This window comes from Dyadobacter jiangsuensis (assembly GCF_003014695.1).
Lineage (GTDB): Bacteria > Bacteroidota > Bacteroidia > Cytophagales > Spirosomataceae > Dyadobacter > Dyadobacter jiangsuensis.
Genome location: NZ_PYAS01000005.1, coordinates 320,634 through 343,122 on the forward strand (window position 1 = coordinate 320,634; position 22,489 = coordinate 343,122).

At 49.9% G+C, this 22,489-nt stretch carries 21 protein-coding genes; 6 read left to right on the forward strand and 15 right to left on the reverse strand.

Features of this window, described 5'->3' with window-relative positions:
- Positions 1 to 65: 65 nt before the first annotated feature.
- The 5 genes from lhgD to recQ form a co-directional block, all read right to left on the reverse strand.
- Positions 66 to 1,265, reverse strand: a complete 1,200-nt coding sequence (gene lhgD, locus CLV60_RS12525) for an L-2-hydroxyglutarate dehydrogenase (RefSeq protein ID WP_106595715.1) — start codon at positions 1,263 to 1,265, stop codon at positions 66 to 68.
- A gap of 23 nt (positions 1,266 to 1,288) precedes the next feature.
- The gene (locus CLV60_RS12530; protein ID WP_106595716.1) at positions 1,289 to 2,482 is read right to left on the reverse strand and encodes an anhydro-N-acetylmuramic acid kinase; all 1,194 of its coding nucleotides are present in this window, start codon (positions 2,480 to 2,482) and stop codon (positions 1,289 to 1,291) included.
- 69 nt (positions 2,483 to 2,551) lie between these two features.
- Positions 2,552 to 4,132: a PSP1 domain-containing protein gene (locus tag CLV60_RS12535; protein ID WP_106595717.1), complete on the reverse strand. Its 1,581-nt coding sequence runs from the start codon at positions 4,130 to 4,132 to the stop codon at positions 2,552 to 2,554.
- Between the two features lie 117 nt (positions 4,133 to 4,249).
- The gene (purD, locus tag CLV60_RS12540; protein ID WP_106595718.1) at positions 4,250 to 5,539 is read right to left on the reverse strand and encodes a phosphoribosylamine--glycine ligase; all 1,290 of its coding nucleotides are present in this window, start codon (positions 5,537 to 5,539) and stop codon (positions 4,250 to 4,252) included.
- A gap of 54 nt (positions 5,540 to 5,593) precedes the next feature.
- Positions 5,594 to 7,807, reverse strand: coding sequence for a DNA helicase RecQ (gene recQ / locus CLV60_RS12545; protein WP_106595719.1), 2,214 nt, complete (start codon positions 7,805 to 7,807; stop codon positions 5,594 to 5,596).
- A 93-nt stretch (positions 7,808 to 7,900) separates the two neighbouring features.
- Between recQ and CLV60_RS12550 the strand changes: the two genes are divergently transcribed.
- Complete coding sequence (locus CLV60_RS12550; RefSeq protein ID WP_106595720.1) at positions 7,901 to 8,875, forward strand: KpsF/GutQ family sugar-phosphate isomerase; 975 nt, start codon at positions 7,901 to 7,903, stop codon at positions 8,873 to 8,875.
- Between the two features lie 140 nt (positions 8,876 to 9,015).
- On the opposite strand, the gene CLV60_RS12555 is transcribed toward CLV60_RS12550, so the two are convergent.
- From CLV60_RS12555 to rpmG, 6 genes are all read right to left on the reverse strand, one after another.
- Positions 9,016 to 9,492, reverse strand: coding sequence for a DUF4293 domain-containing protein (locus CLV60_RS12555; RefSeq protein ID WP_106595721.1), 477 nt, complete (start codon positions 9,490 to 9,492; stop codon positions 9,016 to 9,018).
- 71 nt (positions 9,493 to 9,563) lie between these two features.
- On the reverse strand, positions 9,564 to 10,874 hold the full coding sequence (gene rimO, locus CLV60_RS12560; protein ID WP_106595722.1) for a 30S ribosomal protein S12 methylthiotransferase RimO: 1,311 nt from the start codon (positions 10,872 to 10,874) through the stop codon (positions 9,564 to 9,566).
- 130 nt (positions 10,875 to 11,004) lie between these two features.
- Complete coding sequence (locus CLV60_RS12565; RefSeq protein ID WP_106595723.1) at positions 11,005 to 11,619, reverse strand: hypothetical protein; 615 nt, start codon at positions 11,617 to 11,619, stop codon at positions 11,005 to 11,007.
- A 101-nt stretch (positions 11,620 to 11,720) separates the two neighbouring features.
- Complete coding sequence (gene ftsY, locus CLV60_RS12570) at positions 11,721 to 12,683, reverse strand: signal recognition particle-docking protein FtsY (protein WP_106595724.1); 963 nt, start codon at positions 12,681 to 12,683, stop codon at positions 11,721 to 11,723.
- Positions 12,684 to 12,847: 164 nt separating this feature from the next.
- On the reverse strand, positions 12,848 to 13,000 hold the full coding sequence (locus tag CLV60_RS12575) for a DUF4295 domain-containing protein (RefSeq protein WP_015813059.1): 153 nt from the start codon (positions 12,998 to 13,000) through the stop codon (positions 12,848 to 12,850).
- 102 nt (positions 13,001 to 13,102) lie between these two features.
- Complete coding sequence (gene rpmG / locus CLV60_RS12580) at positions 13,103 to 13,285, reverse strand: 50S ribosomal protein L33 (protein ID WP_019944752.1); 183 nt, start codon at positions 13,283 to 13,285, stop codon at positions 13,103 to 13,105.
- Positions 13,286 to 13,559: 274 nt separating this feature from the next.
- Between rpmG and CLV60_RS12585 the strand changes: the two genes are divergently transcribed.
- The 3 genes from CLV60_RS12585 to CLV60_RS12595 all read left to right on the forward strand — a co-directional run bounded on the left by CLV60_RS12585 (position 13,560) and on the right by CLV60_RS12595 (position 16,877).
- Entirely contained in the window at positions 13,560 to 14,108 is a 549-nt protein-coding gene (locus tag CLV60_RS12585) for a c-type cytochrome (RefSeq protein ID WP_106595725.1), read from the forward strand.
- Between the two features lie 94 nt (positions 14,109 to 14,202).
- Positions 14,203 to 15,693: an Asp-tRNA(Asn)/Glu-tRNA(Gln) amidotransferase subunit GatB gene (gene gatB / locus CLV60_RS12590; protein WP_106595860.1), complete on the forward strand. Its 1,491-nt coding sequence runs from the start codon at positions 14,203 to 14,205 to the stop codon at positions 15,691 to 15,693.
- A gap of 32 nt (positions 15,694 to 15,725) precedes the next feature.
- Entirely contained in the window at positions 15,726 to 16,877 is a 1,152-nt protein-coding gene (locus tag CLV60_RS12595) for a TlpA disulfide reductase family protein (protein ID WP_229210942.1), read from the forward strand.
- Between the two features lie 150 nt (positions 16,878 to 17,027).
- On the opposite strand, the gene CLV60_RS12600 is transcribed toward CLV60_RS12595, so the two are convergent.
- Positions 17,028 to 17,897 carry an NAD(P)H-binding protein gene (locus CLV60_RS12600; protein ID WP_106595726.1) on the reverse strand — a complete coding sequence of 290 codons (870 nt, stop codon included), beginning with the start codon at positions 17,895 to 17,897 and terminating at the stop codon, positions 17,028 to 17,030.
- A gap of 16 nt (positions 17,898 to 17,913) precedes the next feature.
- Here CLV60_RS12600 and CLV60_RS12605 point away from each other — a divergent pair, with 16 nt between their 5' ends.
- Together CLV60_RS12605 and CLV60_RS12610 are read left to right on the forward strand one after the other, a co-directional pair.
- Positions 17,914 to 18,924 carry a gliding motility protein GldB-related protein gene (locus CLV60_RS12605; RefSeq protein WP_106595727.1) on the forward strand — a complete coding sequence of 337 codons (1,011 nt, stop codon included), beginning with the start codon at positions 17,914 to 17,916 and terminating at the stop codon, positions 18,922 to 18,924.
- Between the two features lie 46 nt (positions 18,925 to 18,970).
- The gene (locus CLV60_RS12610) at positions 18,971 to 20,056 is read left to right on the forward strand and encodes a complex I subunit 1/NuoH family protein (protein ID WP_106595728.1); all 1,086 of its coding nucleotides are present in this window, start codon (positions 18,971 to 18,973) and stop codon (positions 20,054 to 20,056) included.
- Here the strand turns inward: CLV60_RS12610 and CLV60_RS12615 are convergent, their stop codons facing one another.
- The 3 genes from CLV60_RS12615 to CLV60_RS12625 are packed head-to-tail and all read right to left on the reverse strand — an operon-like array spanning position 20,057 to position 22,449.
- Positions 20,057 to 20,509 carry a DUF3299 domain-containing protein gene (locus CLV60_RS12615; protein ID WP_106595729.1) on the reverse strand — a complete coding sequence of 151 codons (453 nt, stop codon included), beginning with the start codon at positions 20,507 to 20,509 and terminating at the stop codon, positions 20,057 to 20,059. It lies immediately after the preceding gene.
- Positions 20,510 to 20,567: 58 nt separating this feature from the next.
- Entirely contained in the window at positions 20,568 to 21,812 is a 1,245-nt protein-coding gene (locus tag CLV60_RS12620; RefSeq protein WP_106595730.1) for an ABC transporter permease, read from the reverse strand.
- A 10-nt stretch (positions 21,813 to 21,822) separates the two neighbouring features.
- Complete coding sequence (locus CLV60_RS12625; RefSeq protein ID WP_106595731.1) at positions 21,823 to 22,449, reverse strand: ABC transporter ATP-binding protein; 627 nt, start codon at positions 22,447 to 22,449, stop codon at positions 21,823 to 21,825.
- Positions 22,450 to 22,489 lie beyond the last annotated feature (40 nt).

A 22,489-nucleotide genomic window follows, 5' to 3' on the forward strand; every position in this document is an offset into this window, starting at 1 on the left:
CTATCAAAACAATAACAGGCCATTCCGTTGCGGGATGGCCTGTTATCATTTATAGACAATTAATATTAAAATCTCGACAACACTTTTTCCGAAACCGTTTGCCCAATGGACAATGACGATGTCGCGGCAGGTGAAGGCGCATTGCAGACATTGATAGCCGTCTTATTTTCAATGATCGAGAAATCGTCCAGCAAGCCGCCGTCGTAGTCGCACGCCTGTGCGCGTACGCCTGAGCCTCCGGGAATGAGGTCGTCGCTCTGGATTTCGGGAATGAGGCCTTGCAATGCTTTGGTGAATGCGGCTTTTGAAAAAGAGCGGTAATACTCGCCCAGCCCTGTACGCCAGTATTTCATCGCCACTTTCTGGAAACCTGGCCACGCGAGTGATTCAAGCATTTCGGGCACGTTAATATCCAGCTTCTTGTACCCTTCGCGTTTGAATGCAAATACCGCGTTGGGCCCCGCCTCGATACCTCCTTCGATCATGCGCGTAAAATGCACGCCCAGGAACGGGAAATTAGGGTCTGGGACAGGGTAAATGAGGTTTTTAACCAGGTAATGCTTCTCGGGACGGATCTTGTAATACTCTCCGCGAAAAGGGATAATGCGCACATTGATATTCTCAGGCTGGGTAAGCTGCGCTACTTTATCAGAATACAACCCTGCGCAATTCACCACCAATTTTGTTTCAAATATCTTTCCCGTAGCCGTTACCACTTCCGAGTGCGTGTTGCGGTTTTTTACGTCGGTTACCTTTTCGCCGAAACGTACTTCACCGTCCAGTTTCCGGAAGTTGTCGGCGTATTTCTCGCAAACCGTTTTATAATCGATAATACCGGTGTAGGGCACCCAAATGCCTTCCAGCCCCTTCACATGCGGCTCTATTTCCTTCATTTCCCCTTCCGAAATCATACGGTTTTGGGTCAATCCATTCTGATTTCCGCGTTCGAAGAGGTTCCGCAGCAATGGACGCTGCTCTTCGGAAGTGGCTACCACTATTTTACCACACAAATCATAAGCCACACCTTCCCTCTCGCAGAAATCAATGAGCATCTGGTAACCGCGGATGCAGTTAGTCGCTTTCAGGCTGCCCGGTTTGTAGTACAATCCCGAGTGGATCACGCCGCTGTTATGGCCAGTCTGATGCTTGGCTACTTCATTTTCTTTTTCAAGCAGAAGCACTTTCAATGCAGGTTTCTGCTCCTTGATCCGGAGGGCTGTTGCGAGGCCTACAATGCCGCCGCCTATGATGGTAATGTCGTACATATATTCAAATACTATTTCCTTACTTAACCGGGGAAGGAGACTTTCCCCATCGAAACGCCCGGCACGCCTTGCTTTTCGCCGAAATACACGGCCTCGCCTGATACCGCCTCGTTAGCCAGTACTGCGAACAGTACCGCTTCTTTCGCATCGCCGGCTACACCGAGCTCATCGATCAGACGAATATTTTGGCTCAGTAACCTGCCTATCGCGCCCATCAGCACGGGATTATGAGCGCCGCCGCCGCTCGCATACACTTCAAATACTTCGCCGGAAGGCATGGCGTTGCGAATCGCCTCCGAGATTGTCTCCGCGCTGAACCGCGTCAAGGTGGCAATCAGGTCGTTCGGTTCTATCACATTCCGGCCCGAAAGCTGCAATGCGTTCTTCACATAATCGACGCTGAACACTTCCGGACCCGTGGTTTTTGGAAATGGTTGTTCAAAAAATGACGATTCTTTGAGCGCTTTCAACAATGCTTCATCGATGGTCCCGCTTGCAGCAATGCTGCCGTTTTCATCAAAAGCCTTCCCGAAATGCAGGCGCGTGAATGCGTCAATTAATGTATTTCCAGGGCCTGTATCTGTTGTAAAAACCAACGAGGCATCGAGGTTACCAGGCAGGAATGTGAAATTGGCAATGCCGCCCATGTTCAGCAATATCCGGTTCTCTTCTTTTTGAGAAAACAGAAAGTAATCGCCGTAAACAGCCAGCGGAGCGCCCTCACCTCCTGCTGCAATGTGTTTTTGCCTGAAATCACTCAGGGTTATGATCCCGGTTTTGACAGCAATATGGTCGCCGTCGCCGATTTGCAATGTGGCATTGGGAAAACCCGCTATCCCGTGCTGCTTTTGCGGAGCGTGGAATACGGTTTGTCCGTGGCTGGCGATCAAATCCACCTCCGAGGCATCAATCCGCCATTCGGCCAGGCATTCGAGGATCATCCGCCCGTGTTCCAGGCCGATGAAAGGGTTAAGCAAAACCAGTTGCTGAAAATCGATCTGCCTTTTGGCAAAAATCTCACGCACGGCGCTCCTGAAATCCTCCTCATAAGGCACCGTTTTGAAATGCTCCACTTTCAAATGCGTTTCCGGCCCGCTGCCTTCCGCACGGCAAAGTGCTACATCCAGCCCGTCGAGCGAAGTACCCGACATCAGCCCGATGATCCTGCGCGACGGCTTGCGGCTCGTCGCGTAAAGCTTTTCAACGTGTTCTTTCACAGATGGTAGTGCTAAAAAACGGGCCAGCCTTTGAGTGAGCTGGCCCGTTCGGATTCGTTGGAAACTGTATTACCCGTTATTTTCACCTCCCGACGGTGTTCCATCGGGTTTTGGCCCTCCTCCGGAAGGCTGAGCACCATTCGGCTTCGGTCCTCTGTTGCGGTTTCGACTGTTCCGGTTTCCTTCGTTGTTATTTTTGTTTCCCTCGGGATTATTGCCTTTGTTCCGGGGTTCACCGCCTGGGTTATTGTTACCCTTATTTCTTGGCTCGCCACCCTGGTTATTGCCCCGGTTACGCTGGCCTTCGTTCGGGTTATTACCTCTGTTACGAGGTTCTTCACCCTGCGTATTGCCTTTGTTCTGACGTTCCTCTCCAAGGTTATTCCCACGGTTTCCGGCCTCTTCGCCCTGGTTATTGCCACGGTTCCTCGGTCCTTCGCCGTGGTTGTTACCGCGGTTACGTCCCTCGTTCCCCTGGTTATTGCCCCGATTTCGCTGGTTTTGGTTATTCCCTTTGTTCTGAGGCGCATTACCCGCATTTTCCGCGCTGGCATTTACAGCTTCGTTTCCTCCACCTTCACCAGCACTGTTTTCAGGGCCGTTTCCACGGTTTTTGCCCGAGCGGTTCTTCTTCTTTTTCTTTTTCTTCTGCTCGTCGCTGTATTTCTTGTCGAGGTTTTCGAGGTCGCTGTTAAGTTTGCCCGGTACCTTGTCGACACCTTTTTCAGGCTCCGGCGTCAGAATTTCGAGCGATTCAGGGATAATCTCCTTTTTATTCAACTCAATGATTTCCAAAACCTTGTCGATAGGCACAGGATACCAGTTCGTGTCCTTATCAAACCCGAACCACATGATTTTCTTGAAGATATCCGTCTTCTGCAAGGTCGCAACGCCCTTCTTGGTTTTCAGTGGCGCGTCCACCGTCGGAATATCCCGCAGTGCATCGATGTACGTTTCGAGTTCGTAGTTCAGGCAGCATTTCAGTCTTCCGCATTGGCCCGACAGTTTCGCCGGGTTCAATGAAAGGTTCTGATAACGCGCCGCAGCGGTTGAAATATTCTTGAAATCGGTCAGCCAGGTCGAGCAGCAAAGTTCGCGCCCGCAGGAGCCCAGTCCGCCGAGGCGACTTGCTTCCTGTCTGAGGCTGATCTGCCGCATTTCGATCCGTACCTTGAACTCCGAAGCCAGCATTTTGATCAGCTCCCGGAAATCCACCCGCTCTTCCGACGAATAGTAGAAAGTCGTCTTGGTATTATCCGACTGGTATTCCACGTCCGAAAGCTTCATATTGAGCTTCATTTCCCGGATAATCTCGCGCGTACGGTAGAGCGTGGGCATTTCGCGCGCCATCGCCTGCGTGAACTTGTCGAGATCTTTCTCCGTCGCAATGCGGTAGATCACGTGCAGGTCGTCGTTGATCTGGACATTCTTGCGCTTCATTTGAAGGCGCACGAGCTCTCCCTGCAACGATACCGTTCCAATATGCTGGCCGGAAGCCATTTCACACACCACATAGTCGCCTGTGATGAATTCCAGCTGATTTATATTCCGGAAATATTCCTTTCTGCCTCCTTTGAACTTGACTTCGATTACATCAAAACGCTGTCCGGTCGGCACGTCCATGTGACTGAGCCAATCGAACACATTCATTTTATTGCATCCGCCTGTTCCGCAGCTTCCTTTACTTCCACACCCCGCGACGGCCGTACCGTTAGTACCGCAGCCCCCGGATGAACATGATCCACATCCCATAATTACTCCGCTTCATCAATCGTTATAACGAATTAAATCCACGCCAATATCGTGCCGGAAATACTTTCCTTCGTATTGCACTGCCTGTGCAGCCCGCTGTGACTTGTGCACTGCGTTTTCGAGGGAATTGGCCAGGCCTGTGAGGGCCATTACCCGTCCTCCGTTCGTCACGACTTCGGCGTTTGCATTAAAAGTGGTTCCTGCATGGAATACATGCACATCTTCCACTTTGTCTGTTCCCGAAATCACTTTTCCTTTTTCGTAATCTTCGGGATAACCGCCCGACACTACCACAGTCGTTACGGCCACTTGCGGTGAGATCTGCAAATCAAAATCTTGCAGGGTACCTTTGGCCGTCGATGCCATGAGCATCGCAAAATCCGACTGGATACGCGGGACTACTACTTCGGTTTCGGGATCGCCCATCCGGACGTTGTATTCAATCACATAAGGCTCGCCTTTGATGTTCATCAGGCCGATGAAGATAAAGCCCACGTATTTGATTCCTTCGCTTTGAAGGCCGAATAATGTAGGTTTCACCACCTTCTCCTCTACCTTTCTGATAAAGTTTGCATCCGCAAACACGACGGGCGACACCGCGCCCATTCCACCCGTGTTCAGGCCTGTATCGTTCTCGCCGATCCGCTTGTAATCCTTCGCTTCGGGGAGAATTTTGTAATGCTCACCATCAGTAAGCACAAAAACCGACAATTCTATCCCTTTCAGGAATTGCTCAATCACAACTTTATTACCAGCCTTACCGAATTTGCCGTCCAGCAGCATTTCGCGGAATGCCTGTGTAGCGTCGGAATGCTTCTCGGCGATGATCACGCCTTTGCCTGCCGCGAGGCCGTCAGCTTTCAATACGATCGGCAGCGAATGGTTTTCGAGGTATTCCAAACCCACCTCGAGGTCTTCGGCAGTAAATGTGCGCGAAGCGGCTGTTGGAATGCCGTATTTATCCATAAACTGCTTCGAGAAGTCCTTGCTTCCTTCGAGCTGCGCACCGGCTTTGTCGGGGCCGATGATCCGCACCTTCGAAAGGTCTTCGCGTGCATTGAAATAATCTACAACCCCATTTACCAGCGGTTCTTCGGGGCCTACGATCACGAGTTCGATGTTATTTTCAATTACCGCGTTGGCAATGGCGTCAAAATCGTTGTAAGAAATGGATAGGTTCGTTGCTATGCCCGCTGTTCCGGCGTTTCCGGGAGCCATAAATAAGGTATCGCAAAGAGGGCTTTGGGCTATTTTCCAGGCAAAAGCGTGTTCTCTTCCGCCCGATCCCAAGATGAGTATGTTCATAACTGGTTTTAAAAATTCAAAATATACTGATTGTCCGGCAAGTACTCCGGGGTGCTAGTTGGCTAGTTCCGACAAAAACTTGATCCGCATCAGCCGCAATTCTTCTTCGCTGACCTCCTCGCCCTCGAATTCGTTTAGCGCAGTGGCGATATTGTCGGTTTCGGCGGTCATAAAATAATCGTAAATATCCTGCTGCCGCTCACGGTCGATCACCTGGTTGATGTAATAATCCAGGTTGAGTTTCGTACCGGAGTAGCAAATATGCTCTACTTCCTCGATCACATCGGCCAGCGCCAGGTCCTTCACTTCGGCGATCTCGTCGAGGCTTACCTTCCTGTCGACCTGCTGGATGATGAAAATCTTGATTTTGGATTTGTTAACCGTGGATTTAATCACCACGTCCTTCGCCGTTTCAATCTCGTTTTCCTCTACATAACGGGAAATGAGTTCGATAAACGGTCGGCCGAACTTCTGCACCTTACCCATTCCAACGCCGTTGATCTGCGCCATTTCCTGTTGGGTAGTAGGATAAGTAGTGGCCATCTCTTCCATCGACGGGTCCTGGAAGATCACGTACGGCGGCAGATTTTTCTCCTTCGCCACCTTCTTGCGCAATGCTTTGAGCATTCCGAGCAATGCCTCGTCGTACGCATGTGCGCTTCCGTTGCCATTCACGGCGTCCTTATCGTCGTCCTCTGTCTTCACTTCCTCCTCATCGAAGTTGTGATCTTTCTGAAGTGTGATCGGATAAGGATCGTTCAGGTATTTGGCACCTTTTTCACCCAGCCTGATCACCCCGTAGTTCTCGATATCCTTCTCGAGGTAGTTCAGGATCACGAGCTGGCGGATGGCCGATACCCAGTAGTCGCGTGATTCATTCAGTTCCAATCCTTTGCCAAAAACTTCCAGCTGGTCGTGCTCGTAGCTTTTCACATACTGGTTGTCGGTGGCGGTCAGCAAATCGGCAATGTGGTCGGCGTCGAAACGCTGTTCTGTAAGTGCTACCGATTTGAGGATCAGGATCACGTCATCCTGCACTTTGATCCGCTCGGTATGCTTGTTACAATTGTCGCAGTACCCGCAGTCTTTCTCGAGGTATTCCCCGAAATAGCTCAGCAGTTGCCGGCGACGGCACACGCCCAGCGTTGAGTAGGCCACCATTTCGTTCAGCAAATGGCGTGCATTATCGCGTTCGGTAACGGTTTTGTCCTTGTTGAACTTTTCAAGCTTCTGAATGTCGTCGTAGCTGTAAAACATCAGACAGTTACCTTCCAGTCCGTCACGACCTGCGCGGCCTGTTTCCTGGTAATAGCCTTCGAGCGACTTGGGCACGTCGTAGTGGATCACAAAACGCACATCCGGCTTGTCGATACCCATCCCGAATGCGATCGTCGCCACGATCACGTCGCATTCCTCGTTCAGGAACGCGTCCTGGTTCGCCATACGCGTATTGGCGTCGAGGCCCGCATGGTACGGTAATGCACGTACGTCGTTGACATTCAAAAGCTCCGCTACCTCTTCCACCGTTTTCCGACTCAGGCAATACACAATGCCTGACTTTCCTTTGTTGTTGCGGATATAGCGGATAAGCTGCTTTTTAATATCCTTTTTCGGGCGGATTTCGTAGTAAAGGTTTTTACGGTTAAAAGAAGATTTAAACGTTTCGGCCTCCTCCATTTGCAGGTTTTTACGGATATCCTGCTGCACTTTCGGCGTAGCCGTGGCTGTGAGCGCGATAATGGGCAGCTTGCCGATGTTCTCGATAATTCCGTAAATGCGGCGGTATTCCGGGCGGAAATCGTGGCCCCATTCCGAAATACAATGCGCCTCGTCGATGGCTACGAACGAGATCTTTACTTTTTTGAGGAAATCGAGGTTATCTTCTTTTGTGAGCGATTCAGGGGCAATATAGAGCAGTTTGAGGCTTCCGTCGAGCGCATCGGTTTTGACACGCGTCATTTCGGCTTTGGTAAGCGTGGAATTCAGGAATTGAGCATTGATACCGAACGCAGTAAGCTGATCGACCTGGTTTTTCATCAGGGCGATCAATGGGGAAATCACGATCGTCAGTCCGTCGCTGACAAGGGCAGGAAGCTGGTAGCAGAGTGACTTACCTGCGCCCGTGGGCATAATGACGAATGTATTTTTACCTAAAAGTATATTTTGTATGATAACTTCCTGATCTCCGCGGAATTGACTGTATCCAAATATTTCTTTAAGCTTCCCTTTTAATGTGTCGGTTACGACTTTATCAACCTGCTGTACCATACTCTGTTCACAAAATGGTTATTCCAAACTTCCCTATCTTTGCGCTTTGAAATAAATAATGACGTTTTTGTCTCTCTAAACTGTGTTTCAGATTTGAAATTAATAAAAAATATTCAGTCAACCGCAAAAGAAGTATTACGTCAGGAGGCAGAAGCTGTACGTAATCTGATTGAATTGATTGATGATGAATTTGAAAAATGCGTATATGCCATTTTGCATTCCGGAGGGCGCGTTGTGGTCTCTGGCGTAGGCAAAAGCGCCATTGTAGGACAGAAGATTGTAGCCACGCTGAACTCGACCGGGACGCCCGCACTTTTTATGCACGCCGCCGACGCCATTCATGGCGATCTGGGCATGATCCAGGACAACGACGTGGTGATTGTGATCTCCAAAAGCGGCGATACGCCGGAGATCAAAGTGCTTGTTCCGTTGCTCAAACGAACAGGTGTGCAAATGATCGCCATGGTGAGCAACAGGGATTCCTACCTGGCAAAAAACTGCATTCTCACGCTCCACGCACACGCTCCCGCGGAGGCGGACCCGCTCAACCTCGCACCTACGACGAGCACCTCGGTAACCATGGCCCTCGGCGACGCCCTGGCAATATGCCTGCTCGAAGCGCGCGGCTTCACACACGACGATTTTGCCCGGTACCACCCCGGAGGCTCATTGGGTAAGCGCCTTTACCTGAAAGTCTGTGACATTTACCCGCATAATGCATTGCCGACAGTCAGTGAGCAAGCCACATTGCAGGAGGTAATTCTTGAAATGACTTCAAAACGGCTCGGCGCCACCGCAGTAGTGAGCGAAAATGGCTTGATGGCCGGTATTATTACCGACGGGGATTTACGCAGAATGCTGAAAACCTATGGCGCAGCGGGTTTACTGGATCTGCATGCGAAAGACATTATGACCCAAACACCGATTACGGTTTCACCCGATGAATATGCCGTGAATGCATTGGAAGTCATGCAATCAAAGAGCATTACGCAGGTGGTTGTGGTGGAAGACGGAAAGGCGCTGGGGTTTGTGCATTTGCACGATTTGCTGCGCGAAGGGCTTGTTTAGCGCAGAGCAGACCGAGAGGTCTGCCAATAAAAAAGCACAAACTTGGAAGTTTGCGCCAATTGTATGGAGTTGTCACGCTGAGCGGAGTCGAAGCGCGGTACTGTTACGCGCTTCGACTCCGCTCAGCGTGACATACGATGTTATCTGAAGCGTTTCGACTGCTGTACCTCGCGCTCGTCCTTGCGGATGAAGCGGTTGGCGAACACGTTGGCGAGCATCGCACCGACCAATCCGTAAAAACCGATATCATATTTTCCGGTCAGTTCCGGGTCGAATAGTTTCGCTGTTTTATAAAAAGTGAAATAGATCACCAGACCCATTGTCACGGTCATCAATATGGAGTTAACCGCACACAATGCCGATTGAAGAATGCGGTTTTTGAACTGCAAAATCGCATAGGCAGCCACACCGGCTGTAAGGATGGCCAAAGCCACGAGGTAATACACCGGCTGAACATTGGATTGCACTTCGTTGATCTGATGGTGCAGCCTCAGGGCTGTCAGATCGGCACTTTGTCCTCCCGTCAATGCCACTTTAGACCATATCGGGAATGCCAGGAAAATACCCATTCCGATGACGACCATTGCCAGGAAGATAGTTTGAATACGTTGTAACATGCTTTTTAAGAGTTGTTCTTTTCAAATTGAATGGCAAATTTAGGCAAAGACGCCATTTGCCGGAAACCGCATCAGGAAATCACTTCGCCGTAAAGGTCGAATTCCTCTGCGGAAGTGACTTTTACATTAGCAAAATCGCCCAGGCGGACATATTGGCTCGCCGGAACAAGTACTTCATTATCAACCTCCGGTGAATCGTATTCGGTGCGCCCGATGAAATAACCGCCTTCCTTCCGGTCGAAGAGCACTTTGAATGTCTTACCGATTTTCTCCTGGTTGAGCTCTGCGGAAATGCCCTGCTGCAACTCCATGATGGCGTCAGCGCGCTCCTGCTTCACTTCCGGATCGATATCGTCCTCCATCGTGAACGAATGCGTATTGTCTTCGTGCGAGTACTGGAATGCACCCAGACGGTCGAAACGCATTTTTTCAACGAATTCGTAAGTTTCATCGAAGAGTTCTTCCGTTTCCCCGGGGTGGCCGACGATCAGCGTCGTACGCAATGCGATATCGGCCACCTTGTCGCGGATCGAGTGGATCAGCGCTTCGGTTTTTTCACGGGTAATGCCGCGGCGCATGAGTTTCAGCATTTCGGTAGAGCCCGATTGGAGCGGCATATCGAGGTATTTGGCGATGTTACTGCGCTCGTTCATCACATCCAGCACGTCCATCGGGAAACCAGCCGGATAGGCATATTGCAGGCGGATCCAATCGATACCTTCCACATCGGAAAGGTTACGAAGCAGGTCCGAAAGGTTTCGCTTTTTGTAAATATCCAGGCCGTAGTAAGTCAGGTCCTGAGCAATGAGAATGAGCTCTTTAGTACCGCGTTTGGCCAATGATTTAGCTTCTTTTACCAACTCGTCGATTGGCCTCGAAACGTGGCCTCCGCGCATGAGCGGGATCGCGCAGAACGAGCATGGGCGGTCGCAACCTTCGGCGATTTTCAGATACGCATAATGCGCGGGCGTAGTAAGCAGGCGCTCACCTACGAGCTCGTGTTTGTAATCCGCTTTAAGGGTTTTGAGCAGACGGGGCAGCTCATTGGTTCCGAACCAGGCATCTACTGTGGGAATTTCAACCGCCAGTTCGTCCTTGTACCGGTGCGATAGGCAGCCTGTTACGTACACTTTATCCACCATTCCGGCCGCTTTCGCATCGGCATAGCGTAAAATCGTGTTGATCGACTCCTCCTTCGCATTGTCGATAAACCCGCAGGTATTGATCACGACAATCTGAGAATCGTCCTTTTTCGACTCATGGTCCACCGCGAACCCGTTGCCTTTGAGCTGCGTGTACAGCACTTCCGAGTCGACCAGGTTTTTGGAGCAACCCAGCGTCACGATATTGACTTTATTCTTAACTATTCCTTTGGTTTTCATTGATATTGGCCTTAGGCTTTAAGCCATAAGCTGTATGCTTTGAATTGATTAATCGCCTATCTGCGTCAAAGTGACTGATAATGAACGGCGAAATGGGGTGCAAAGTTCGTGAAAAAATGAATAGGAAGTACTATCGGATGAAAGGAAAACGCTGTCGGATGTGTTTGAGCGGAATATCTTTGAAATACTCACGAATCACCCAACTACCCGGCATTCCGTCCGGAATAATGAAGTAGTCGCCGTTTGAAAAATAATAGATAGCATACCCGATGTGATTGCGATTGCCGTTTGAAATGATTGCGGCTCTCACAATGTCGCCCGGGCGAACCCGATAGGCTACGTCCGTAAAAGTCAACTCCAGCGCATGTTCTTCGGGTACGGTTTCAATCACAACTCCCTGGATGTATTTCCAGTGGTTTATGTCAATGGCGATCAGGTAAATTGATAACACAAGAATCTCAACAGCGAGAAAAAACACGACAAAACGCGCCAGCAATGGATTGGATTCTGTGTATGAAATGTACATCGTGAAGGAAAGTCTCATCAGAATCACCCCTATTCCCATCATAAAATACAGCAGCAGGTTATTGAAATTGACAAAATACTGCCATTCTGTGATGTAGTAGATCCTGTTGACCTTAACCGGCGAATTCTCCCCAATCGTATCCCTGGTAAACCGGAGCGTCGTCCACATAAACCAGCCGAAAGGCACAAAAACTATCAGAAATACAATCAGCGTTTCCATGAAAAAAGGTATCCTGAGACGAGAATATCATCAAGATACCTTTTTCAAACTTTATCTAAAACAGCAATAGGCAAACGGTTACTTACCCCGATCAGCGGCTGTTATCCTATTTTCTTAAACAGCGAATCCACAAACTCCGCGCGGTCGAAAACCTGCAAATCGTCCATTTTCTCTCCTACACCAATGTATTTAACAGGGATTTTGAACTCGTCCGAAATACCTATCACGACGCCGCCTTTCGCGGTACCGTCGAGTTTGGTGATAGCCAATGCGGTAATGTCGGTTACTTTGGTGAACTCGCGTGCCTGAATCACAGCGTTTTGGCCGGTACTGCCGTCGAGGACGAGTAATACCTCGTGCGGTGCGTCGGGAATGATCTTCTGCATGACGCGCTTGATCTTCGAAAGCTCGTTCATCAGGTTCACTTTCGTGTGCAAACGGCCGGCGGTGTCGATAATGATCACGTCCGCGCCGGTTTCGGTACCTTTTTTCAAGGCGTCGAATGCTACGGCCGACGGGTCAGTATTCATCCCGTGGTCGATTACCGGCACATTCACGCGCTGGCCCCAGAGTTTCAGCTGGTCTACGGCCGCGGCACGGAAGGTATCCGCCGCGCCGAGCACCACTTTGTGACCGCGTTGGTGAAACTGGTGAGCGAGCTTGCCGATCGTCGTCGTTTTACCTACCCCATTCACTCCTACTACCATAATCACGTACGGTTTCGGCAAATGCTCGGTCTCGAAGCTGTCCTGGTTGTCCACCGATTTGTTCTCGGTCAGCAATGCAGCGATTTCGTCGCGCAGGATGCTGTCGAGTTCCGCCGTGGATGCATATTTATCCCTGGCTACGCGCTCTTCGATGCGTTTGATGACCTTCACGGTCGTCTCAACGCCTACGTCGGAGCTCACCAGTATATCTTCCAGTTCATCGAGAACGTCCTCGTCGATGGTGGTTTTACCCACGATCGCACGCGAGAGCTTACCAAAGAAGCTGTCCTTGGTTTTTTCGAGGCCCTTATCTAATGTTTCTTTTTTCTCCTTTGAAAAAAAGCCAAATAAACCCATAGTGCTGATTACATTTATGGCTCAAAAATAAAACAAAAAAGTCCCGGAAAGGGACTTTTTACAATTCAATACCCTTCGACTTCGCTCAGGGTGACAAAAATATTGCGCCTGATGTCAGTCTGAGCGCAGTCGAAGACAGTCCGAGCGAACCGGGCCGCCGAAGATTAGTTTTTCAATGCACCCTGCACACCATCCAGGGGAACGATTTCTTCTTTGAAGGTATAAGCTCCTGTTTTAGGAGATTTTACGGCTTTGATCACTTTCGCGAATGCTTTACCGCCTTCTTTTTTCAGGGTAGCAACTACTTTCTTTGCCATGTCTGTATATCAGTTAGAAGTTATAATGTTAGTAATTAACTGTTGCGCGCTTACCCAGTTATTGATCAGCTTCACGTGACAGTTAACGGGTAACAAACGAACTTACTTAATTTCTTTGTGGACTGTGTAACGTCTCAGGAAAGAGTTGAATTTCTTCAATTCCATACGGCCTGGCGTATTCTTCCGATTTTTTGTGGTCACGTAACGTGACATGCCTGGAACACCGCTTTCTTTTTGTTCAGTGCATTCCAAAATGACCTGTACTCTATTACCTTTCTTAGCCATTGCTTTACATCGTTTTACAAATAGGAGTGCAAAAGTAAAGACATTTTGCATTAATCGCAACAATTACAGACAAATAAACAAGAAATTTTCCTGATTTTACTAAAAGCCACCTGTGGATAAGCGGTTGTCGGACAAGCGAATACAATTCGGTGATTTCAAGAATTGTCCGAATTTCTATTCGGAGCATGAAGGAAATCTAACGCAAACTTGCTTTCTTCGTGGTCGATTTGGTATCGCAACCTCAATCTGGCGAAAATTCTTAAAACTTAACAAAATGACACTCAAAAAAAGCGCTTCTTTGGCCCTGATGGCCCTGGCAGTTTCTTTCTTCATCGGTTGTTCTTCCAAGGAAGACCGTGACAAATATGATCAATGGTATGGCTCAGGAAGCAAATCGCGTGAGGAAGCGGCCCTCGTGAAACTTCAGAGCGATAGAAAAGCCGCAGCAGAGCAGGCTAGCGCCGCGGCAGCAGAGAAAGCAGCAGCACCGGCAGCAACCCCAGCTGCAACCGGCGATACATCAGCAGCAGCTGCTCCCGCAGCAGACGCTCCGGCGGCGGCGCCTAAGCGCAAACCCGTTCCCGCAGACGTTTCTGCATTGCTGAACAAACACGCCTGCTTTGCTTGCCACCAGGCTTATGACAAGGTAATCGGCCCTGCGTATTCAGAAGTTGCGAAGAAAAAATATACCCCGGACCAGATCGTGGAGCTGGTTCACAACCCAAAACCGGAACACTGGCCTGGCTACCCTCCAATGGCGCCCCTTGCACACGTTCCAAAAGCTGACATTATCGTAATCGCCAACTGGATCAACTCACTCTGATCCCTGGCAAAACCGGCTATATACCATAAAATACGGGTCGTTCATGCTATGGACGGCCCGTATTTGTATCTTTGCGAAAGCATTAGCATATAATATGAGTCAAACTGCAATTCACCCCGCTGACGTTACCGATGAACTTCTGGCCGCTTATGAAACCGTAATCGGGCTCGAAGTACATTGCCAGCTTCTGACGGAATCCAAGCTGTTTACCCGCGATTTCAACATTTTCGGCACAGAACCTAACACCAATATCGGTCCGCTGACGATCGCATTGCCCGGTACTCTGCCCAAAGTCAATAAAAAAGCAGTCGAATACGCCATCCGCCTCGGCATCGCCTGCGGGTGTTCGATCAGCAAAAGGACGATTTTCGACCGCAAAAACTACTTTTATCCCGACCTTCCGAAAGGTTACCAGATCTCGCAGGACAAAAAACCGATCTGCGAGCAGGGTGGCGTGCATATTTCGTTCAAACACGACGGTAAATTCACTGAGAAAACAATCCGTTTTCACCATATCCACTTGGAGGAAGATGCAGGGAAGTCGGTACACGACGGTAGCCATACCGAAACAATGCTCGATTACAACCGTGCCGGAACGCCCCTGGTGGAAATGGTTTCGGAACCGGATTTGCGTTCGGCAGAGGAAACAGGTGCATTTGTGACTGAGATCCGTCGCCTGGTACGCTACCTGGGCATCAGCGATGGTAATATGGAGGAAGGTTCCCTGCGCGCGGACGTGAACGTGTCGTTGCGCAAGAAGGGCGCGGAGCAATACGGTACCAAAGTCGAGATCAAAAACATGAACTCGATCCGCAACATGATGCGTGCGATCGCCTACGAAGAGCGCCGCCAGGCAGCCATGCTCGAAAACGGCGAGACGATCCAGCAGGAAACGCGGATGTTCGACGTGGAGAGCGGGCAGACTTACGGAATGCGCGTAAAAGAGACGATGAACGATTACCGTTACTTCCCCGATCCCGACCTGAGCCCGGTTGTGGTTTCGGACGAATGGCTGGAAAGCATCAAGGCAAGTATGCCAGCATTACCGCACGAGCTGCGCGAGAAATTTGTGAATCAATATGGTATTCCGGCTTACGACTCGGCGGTACTCACCGATACCCGCGAACTGGCCGAGTATTTCGAAGCCGTTTGCGCTCAAACAACGCATTTCAAAACAGTATCGAACTGGCTGATGGGCCCTGTGAAATCGTACCTGAACGATCACCACGGCGACATCGCGCATTTCCCGATCAGCGCCGGAAACCTGGCAGCTTTGATCGAGCTGAACGAATCGGGTGCAGTGAGCCATTCCGTGGCTGCGCAGAAGGTTTTCCCTGTCATGCTGGAAGAGCCTGGCCGCCAGCCGTCGGAGATCGCATCTTCAAATAACTGGCTGCAAAACAGCAATACAAACGAGCTTGAAACGTTGGTAGATGAGGTAATCGGCGCAATGCCCGACAAGGTTGCCGCTTATAGAAAAGGTAAAAAAGGATTGATGGGATTGTTCGTCGGCGAAGTAATGAAGAAATCGAACGGAGCTGCCGATCCCAAGCTTGTGAACCAGCTGCTGGCGCAAAAGTTATAGATCACACATTTGACAATCAGTTACAGAAGATCATGAAGGCATTTATCAAACAGAGTGCATGGGTTTTGGGAGGCGCATTGCTGAGTTTCCAGGCCCTGGCGCAGATCGAACCGAAAGGCTTTACCATCAATGGGAAGGTCAAAAGTGGTTCTAAAGGCGAAAAAGTCATTCTGTCACAATCCACAGCAGCCGGATCTTCTGTTAAACTCGATTCCGCATTATTAAGCACCGACGGCAGCTTCACACTAAAAGGTGTAGATAAAGACCGCGGCAGCTTTTTTACCGTCAACATCGCCGACCGGCAGAAATTCCCTTTGCTCGTGGAAGGCGGAGAGACCTTCAATATCATTGCCGATGGTACCCAGCGAGACGATAAAGGCAACGGCGGAAAGGTATCCATTACCGGCTCCAAAAACATGGAGTACTATGCCAAAGTCGACCAGCTGATGCAGGCATTCTCGGCGAAAGTAAGCGGCTGGAACGAGGCATATGCGGCAGCGGAAGAGAAAAAAGACACTAAAAAAATCCAGGAAATACAGCAGGCTTACCAGGCGGCTGAAAAGGAAAGGGTAACTACATTACGCCAGATGATTCCGGAAATGGGGACATCGCTGATCGCGCTTTTTGCTGCCAACAACTTCCTCACGCCTGAAAACGACCTCGACGTGCTGAAAAAGCTGGCCGATGATTATTCCAAAGTAGAACCCGTGCCTACGCTGGCGAAAGGTTTTATCGGCTCTGTCAAAAGAATGGCGGGCCTGGCTGTCGGCGAAGTCGCTCCCGATTTCACACTCAACAGCCCGGAAGGCAAGCAAATCGCATTGTCGTCATTGCGCGGGAAATATGTACTGATCGACTTCTGGGCATCGTGGTGCGGACCCTGCCGGATGGAAAACCCGAATGTCGTGCGTATGTACGGGAAGTTCAAAGACAAAGGCTTCGATATCTTCGGGGTATCGTTGGATGATAACGAAAAAGCCTGGAAAACGGCTATCGAACGCGATAAACTGACCTGGCTGCACGGTTCGGAGTTGAAGAAATGGAATTCCGGAGTGGCACAGACTTACGGTGTGAATGCGATCCCGGCCACATTCCTGCTCGATAAAGAAGGCAAGATCATTGCAAAAAACCTCCGCGGCGCGGCGCTTGAAACCAAGCTGACCGAACTGCTAGGAGCCCAGTAATACACTTTTTGGTTTATAAATAATAAAATCCGCAGAGTTGATCCTGCGGATTTTTTGCGTTGTTGGAGTTCATGAGTTAAGAGTTCATGAGTTAAATGGATTTAATTCTAAACTTATGAACTTTCAACTTCGGACTCATAAACTTTCGACTCATAAACTCTCATAATGAAACAGCAGCGGATCGGGGTATTTGAACTCGTAATGATAGGTTTTCGAAAATTTGTCCCCTGAAATTAGTTTAAAGGGCGGGTGCTGCTCCGGTATTTTGAATGTCGGCGCTTCCCATCCGAATTGCGCACAGGAATCGACATACACCTCGCTGCGTGTAGGGTGAAACGGTGCGGTGATATTGAATGTCTCGTTTTGAATACCCTGCTGGATAATGGCTTTGATAATGCCCGCCGCATCGTCTCTGTGAATGTAGTTCACGGGAATATCGCCGGTAGTCATATCTTTTTGGCCTTGTACATATTTCCCCGGGATGCGGTTGTAGCCGAGCAGACCGCTCATTCTTAGGATCGTCACCGTTCTTTCGGGCCTTAATGCGGCGATTGCATTCTCCGCGGCTACCATTTCGGGCTGGGCCGAATGCTCGGGCAGTTGTACATCCGGTTCTACGGCCGTCTGGCTCAGGTCGCGGTACACCCCGGTTGAGCTTACCAAAACGATTTCCTTCGCCGGAGATTGGCGAATCGCTTCGGCGACCATCCGCATTTGGGCAGAATAGTTACCGGCCACATTTTGCGACATGCGCGGCGGGATGGAAATCACGATGACGTCCGAATCGAAAAACGGCTCTGAAATGCTTGCGTCCAGGCCGTCTTCCGGGCTTAATGGCAGCAGGTAACCGTCGATACCGGCGGCGGCAAATTGATCCAGCTTGTCCTTCGAAGTGGTACTGCCTTTCACCTGCGATGTAATACCGCTGCCGAGTAACCGTTTAGCTAATGGAAACCCCAGCCAGCCGCAGCCCAGGATGCTTATGCGTTTTTTTTCTACTTTTGAAACTTGTTCCGACATATATTCTCTCCGCCAAATGGTTTATTTCAGGTCCTTATTGTGCATTCTGTTTGTAGCTTTCCTCCAATTTTCGTGTAAAACCGATCAGCGCAAAGAGGCGGACACCAGCAATATCCGGGTTGAACTGGCTTCCAAAAACCTCGACGAGGAGCTGTTCTCCTGCAAATCAGTAGAAGATGTACAAAAGTTCCTCGACAGCCACCCTTATCTTGCCAAAGCCTATTTCACGGATGCGCCCGTCGAGCCTGCGAAACTGGCGGCGCATTTGTTTACAATATCGCAAAATCCGGATTTACAGGCATTCCGTGCACAGCTCGATTCGATCATCGGCGACCGCCAAATCCGTATCCTCAATCCGCTCACCGATGCATTCAAGCAAATTAAATACCATTATCCCCAATTCAGGATTCCCGAAGTCGATTTTATCGTCACCGGGTTCACCGGCAACGACCTTTATATTTCCGATTCGCTGATCGTGATCGGCCTCGATTATTTCGGCGGCCCGGCTGCGCGCTACCGGCCTAACGTATATGAGTACCAGCTCCGCCGTTACCAGCGCGAGTACATTGTGCCGTCGATCGTTTTCTTTGAATCCAATCAATTCAATTTCATGAATGTCGGCGACCAGACGCTGCTATCCGACATGATAGGTTATGGCAAAGGCTATGAGTTTGTGAAGCAGATTATGCCGCAAACACCCGACAGCCTCATCATCGGCTATTCGGAGGAGGATTTGAGAAAAACCTACAATAGCCAAACCGACATTTGGGCTTATTTCATTTCCAGCAAACTGCTCTACGAAAAAAGCGACCTGAAAAAGCGCAAGTTCATCGACGACCGCCCATTCACTACCGAAATTGGCAACAAGGTACCAGGCGCGATCGGCCGGTGGGTCGGTTGGCGGATTGTGAGCCGGTTTTTGTCCGAAAATCCGGACACAAAGCTCACCGATCTCATGGCGATGGATAATGCCGGCCGAATTTTGCAGGAATCGGGATATAAGGGGCAGACAGACGAAGATGAGTAAGTTTTTTACTTACTTTTGCGTCAAACCATTGTTCAGATAGCATTTAATGCCTTTTACGCTCATCATTTTCCTCCTGCTCGTCCCCGGCTTTGTCGTGATCGGTGTGTATCTGGAACGGAAGGTTTCGGCCTTTATTCAGGACCGCCTCGGGCCTATGGAAGTTGGGAAATGGGGGTTATTGCAGCTTTTCGCCGATTTGCTCAAACTGCTTCAAAAAGAGGATATTGTACCCAAAGCCGCCGACCGGAAGCTGTTTCTCATTGCGCCATTTGTCATATTCATCTCTGTTTTTGCAGGATTTGCGGTGGTTCCGCTCGCACCGGAGCTCGCGGGATCGGGTGCCGCAGTGGGGGTATTCTTCCTGCTGACGATCGTTTCCGTAGACGTAATCGGGCTGCTGATGGCGGGCTGGGGCTCCAACAACAAGTTTGCATTATACGGCGCCATGCGTGCAGTGGCTCAGATCGTCTCCTACGAAATACCATTGGGCCTTTCGATACTCTGTGTGATTATGCTCACTCAGACGCTCGATTTACAGGTTATCAGTTACCAGCAAGGCATTTATACTCCCGAAACCATATACCTGTTTGGCATGCGCGAACTGGGAATCGATGTGAGCGGTGTGGGCGGGTTCCTAACCTGGAATATCGTGCGCAATCCGTTTCTGCTCATTGCATACGTTGTTTTCTTCATCGCCTCACTGGCCGAATGTAATCGTGCACCCTTCGACCTTCCAGAAGGTGAATCGGAGCTCGTGGCAGGTTTTCACACCGAATATTCCGGAATGCGCTGGGCGCTGTTCATGCTATCGGAATACGGCATGATGCTGCTGGTGTCGTTGCTGGGGGCTATTCTTTTCCTGGGAAGCTGGAACACGCCGCTGCCTAATATCGGGCCTTTGAAGCTGGCCGACTGGACCAGTGGGGCTCCGGGAACCTTCTTTGGCTATGTTACCGGTATTTTCTGGTTGCTATCGAAAGCATTGTTCGGTATTCTGATTCAGATGTGGGCACGCTGGACGCTCCCACGTCTGCGCGTAGACCAGCTCATGTACCTCGGCTGGAAGGTGCTCACGCCCGTAGGACTCGTATTATTCTTTATATCAGGAGTTTGGCGCCTGATCGGCGTCTGATCATTTGACGATCTCCGCGCCGTCCAGAATGTAGTTCATCTGGTAAATATCATCGGCATTGAGTTTCAATGTACCGGTGAAAGTAAGGCGCTCGTCGGTTTTAAATTTCTTCCCGTCCTTCTTCTTGAAATTCAGGGTCATAACCGTTTCCGGTCCCGCTCCTCCGCAGAAAAAGCACGCGCTGAACGGAAATGCGGATAATACATACAAATTGGCTTCCAGATCCACCGGCAGAATGTAACCCGTAATCGAAACCTGCTGGTTTTTCAGCTTCTGCACGCTCGGCCCGAACGTCGGGTGCAGCATGTAGATCGATTCTTCGGCATACCATTTCTTTTTAAAAGTAACGTCCCGCAGGGTTTCCCAGGTCAGTTTCACCGGTTCAACCGCCGGTTTGAAAGCGAACAATGAAACGATGCAGAAGAACAATATGCTGATTTTGACAGATTTCATCAGTATTCCAATTTTGTATTACAATGATTTGTACCGGTTTACAAATTTACACACATTATCATTCCTCCGCCAATGTCCGCGAGATATTCAACCGGTAAATACCGAGCGACGGCAGTGCAGCCGCCACGACACCAATCGCCAGCGCGCCGAAAAATAGGTAAATTTCTTCCGGCAGCAGCGCAAATTTGCCGAGCGAGTAATGGAAATCCTGCTCAGCTGATTTGGAAAACACCCACAAACCGATGCGGCTGGCAATGATACCGACAAAAAAACCGATTACAGCCAGCGACAGGCCTTCGATCAACAGCATCAAAAAAAGCCTCGTGCGCGTGGCGCCCATGGAAAGCATTAGGGCCATTTCGTATTTTCTGTCTTTCAATGAGTTATACAAGGAGATAAAAACGCTGACCCCCGCAATGGAAATAATGATCAGCGCCAGCGTCCGTAATGTTTCGATTCCTACACCGAGGAGGGAGAACAACCGGTTGATCTCGATGCTGGGCAATGCGGCTTGCATGGAAGTATTGTCATTGATCTGCCGCGGGATGGTCATCAGCCCCATCGGGTTACGGAACTGGATCAATGCGCTGGTTACGTTCTTGCCTTCTTCGTCTGGTTCGGGATCTGTGTGTATTTGCCCGTCGGCGTGCTCTACTTCCGCGACCTCCGGAGCTTCTGCCCCTTCGGAATGCTCATGGATATCCCAAACACTCGAAAGACGGGTGATAATCAGTTGGTCTACCACCGTACCGCTAGGCTGAAATATGCCAACGACCTTATATTTCTTATCCTCATGCTTCTCGCCCTCCGAATCCAGACCATGCGAGCCCGAAAACTGGTCTCCTATTTTCAATTTTGAATCCCGCGCGACCTTGCTGCCGATCGTCACTTCCATGGATGCATTATATAAATGCCCCTCGGCGAGTTTTGCCTTGAAGTGCTCGGTGTATTTCGGCGTAGTGCCCAGAATGCGAAAACCCTGGTAATTGTCACCCATTGACAATGGAATAACTGTTTTCACAAACGGATTTTTCCGGAGCGCATTCACCTCCGCGAGCGGGATATTCCCGGTGGGCGCGTCGATCTGGTAAATGCTCGAAAGGATCACCTGCAACGGGCTGCCTTTGGCTCCTACCACCATATCGATGCCTTTTAAGTTACGTTTGAACTGTTCGTCGAGCTGTTTGTTCAGCAGCAAAAGCAGGGAGATCATGCCGATACCGAGCGTCAGCAACAATGCACTCAAAAAGCTGTTGAGCTTCTTTTCCCTGAGATTGGCAATGCTGATCTTGAATAGGTTCATGGGAATTGTTTTACAAAAAAACCTGGTTAGAAAACTCGTCTTTGAGGCGCTGGTCGTGGGTAACCACCACCAGGCTTGCACCTATTTGCGCCGACTGCTTTTTCAAAAGCTGGATCACGCGCTGGCAATTATCATCGTCGAGGTTGGATGTAGGTTCATCGGCAAGTATGATATTGGGGTTATTCATCAGCGACCGCGCAATGCTTACACGCTGCTGCTCGCCCTGGCTGAGCTGGTTTGTTTTTTTGGACAAATGATCCGCAAAACCCAGCTGCTCGGCCAATTGCCGCGCTTTTTGGTGATCTTCCTTCTGGTTGGCCAGGTAGTTGGACAGCAAAATGTTATCCAATACCGAAAGTGAACTCACGAAATGGGGCCGCTGATAGATAATGCCGATGTTTTTGGCACGTGTGACAGTAATTTCCTGAGGCGTCAGATTTTTCACAGATTTACCCGCGATCACTACCTCGCCCGATTCCGGCGTGAGCAGCAGCGCCAGCAAATGCAGCAGCGTAGTTTTTCCCTTACCCGACTGACCAAGGATCAGGAGTGTTTCTTTGTCGTTGCAATGAATATCGGGGAAGCTGAATTTTTTCTGAGCGGAATAAGAAAACCGTAGCTGGTTACTCGAAATCATTTTCTGTGGCGCTTTTTGAGTACACAATGATAAGGAAGAT

What these genes read in the sequence shown, in the direction of transcription:
- lhgD (WP_106595715.1), bottom strand. Translation starts at nt 1,265, where the DNA reads ATGTACGACATTACCATCATAGGCGGCGGCATTGTAGGCCTCGCAACA.
- CLV60_RS12535 (WP_106595717.1), bottom strand. Translation starts at nt 4,132, where the DNA reads ATGAATGTGTTCGATTGGCTCAGTCACATGGACGTGCCGACCGGACAG.
- purD (WP_106595718.1), bottom strand. Translation starts at nt 5,539, where the DNA reads ATGAACATACTCATCTTGGGATCGGGCGGAAGAGAACACGCTTTTGCC.
- recQ (WP_106595719.1), bottom strand. Translation starts at nt 7,807, where the DNA reads ATGGTACAGCAGGTTGATAAAGTCGTAACCGACACATTAAAAGGGAAG.
- CLV60_RS12555 (WP_106595721.1), bottom strand. Translation starts at nt 9,492, where the DNA reads ATGTTACAACGTATTCAAACTATCTTCCTGGCAATGGTCGTCATCGGA.
- rimO (WP_106595722.1), bottom strand. Translation starts at nt 10,874, where the DNA reads ATGAAAACCAAAGGAATAGTTAAGAATAAAGTCAATATCGTGACGCTG.
- CLV60_RS12565 (WP_106595723.1), bottom strand. Translation starts at nt 11,619, where the DNA reads ATGGAAACGCTGATTGTATTTCTGATAGTTTTTGTGCCTTTCGGCTGG.
- ftsY (WP_106595724.1), bottom strand. Translation starts at nt 12,683, where the DNA reads ATGGGTTTATTTGGCTTTTTTTCAAAGGAGAAAAAAGAAACATTAGAT.
- CLV60_RS12575 (WP_015813059.1), bottom strand. Translation starts at nt 13,000, where the DNA reads ATGGCAAAGAAAGTAGTTGCTACCCTGAAAAAAGAAGGCGGTAAAGCA.
- rpmG (WP_019944752.1), bottom strand. Translation starts at nt 13,285, where the DNA reads ATGGCTAAGAAAGGTAATAGAGTACAGGTCATTTTGGAATGCACTGAA.
- CLV60_RS12585 (WP_106595725.1), top strand. Translation starts at nt 13,560, where the DNA reads ATGACACTCAAAAAAAGCGCTTCTTTGGCCCTGATGGCCCTGGCAGTT.
- gatB (WP_106595860.1), top strand. Translation starts at nt 14,203, where the DNA reads ATGAGTCAAACTGCAATTCACCCCGCTGACGTTACCGATGAACTTCTG.
- CLV60_RS12595 (WP_229210942.1), top strand. Translation starts at nt 15,726, where the DNA reads ATGAAGGCATTTATCAAACAGAGTGCATGGGTTTTGGGAGGCGCATTG.
- CLV60_RS12600 (WP_106595726.1), bottom strand. Translation starts at nt 17,897, where the DNA reads ATGTCGGAACAAGTTTCAAAAGTAGAAAAAAAACGCATAAGCATCCTG.
- CLV60_RS12605 (WP_106595727.1), top strand. Translation starts at nt 17,914, where the DNA reads ATGGTTTATTTCAGGTCCTTATTGTGCATTCTGTTTGTAGCTTTCCTC.
- CLV60_RS12610 (WP_106595728.1), top strand. Translation starts at nt 18,971, where the DNA reads ATGCCTTTTACGCTCATCATTTTCCTCCTGCTCGTCCCCGGCTTTGTC.
- CLV60_RS12615 (WP_106595729.1), bottom strand. Translation starts at nt 20,509, where the DNA reads ATGAAATCTGTCAAAATCAGCATATTGTTCTTCTGCATCGTTTCATTG.
- CLV60_RS12620 (WP_106595730.1), bottom strand. Translation starts at nt 21,812, where the DNA reads ATGAACCTATTCAAGATCAGCATTGCCAATCTCAGGGAAAAGAAGCTC.
- CLV60_RS12625 (WP_106595731.1), bottom strand. Translation starts at nt 22,449, where the DNA reads ATGATTTCGAGTAACCAGCTACGGTTTTCTTATTCCGCTCAGAAAAAA.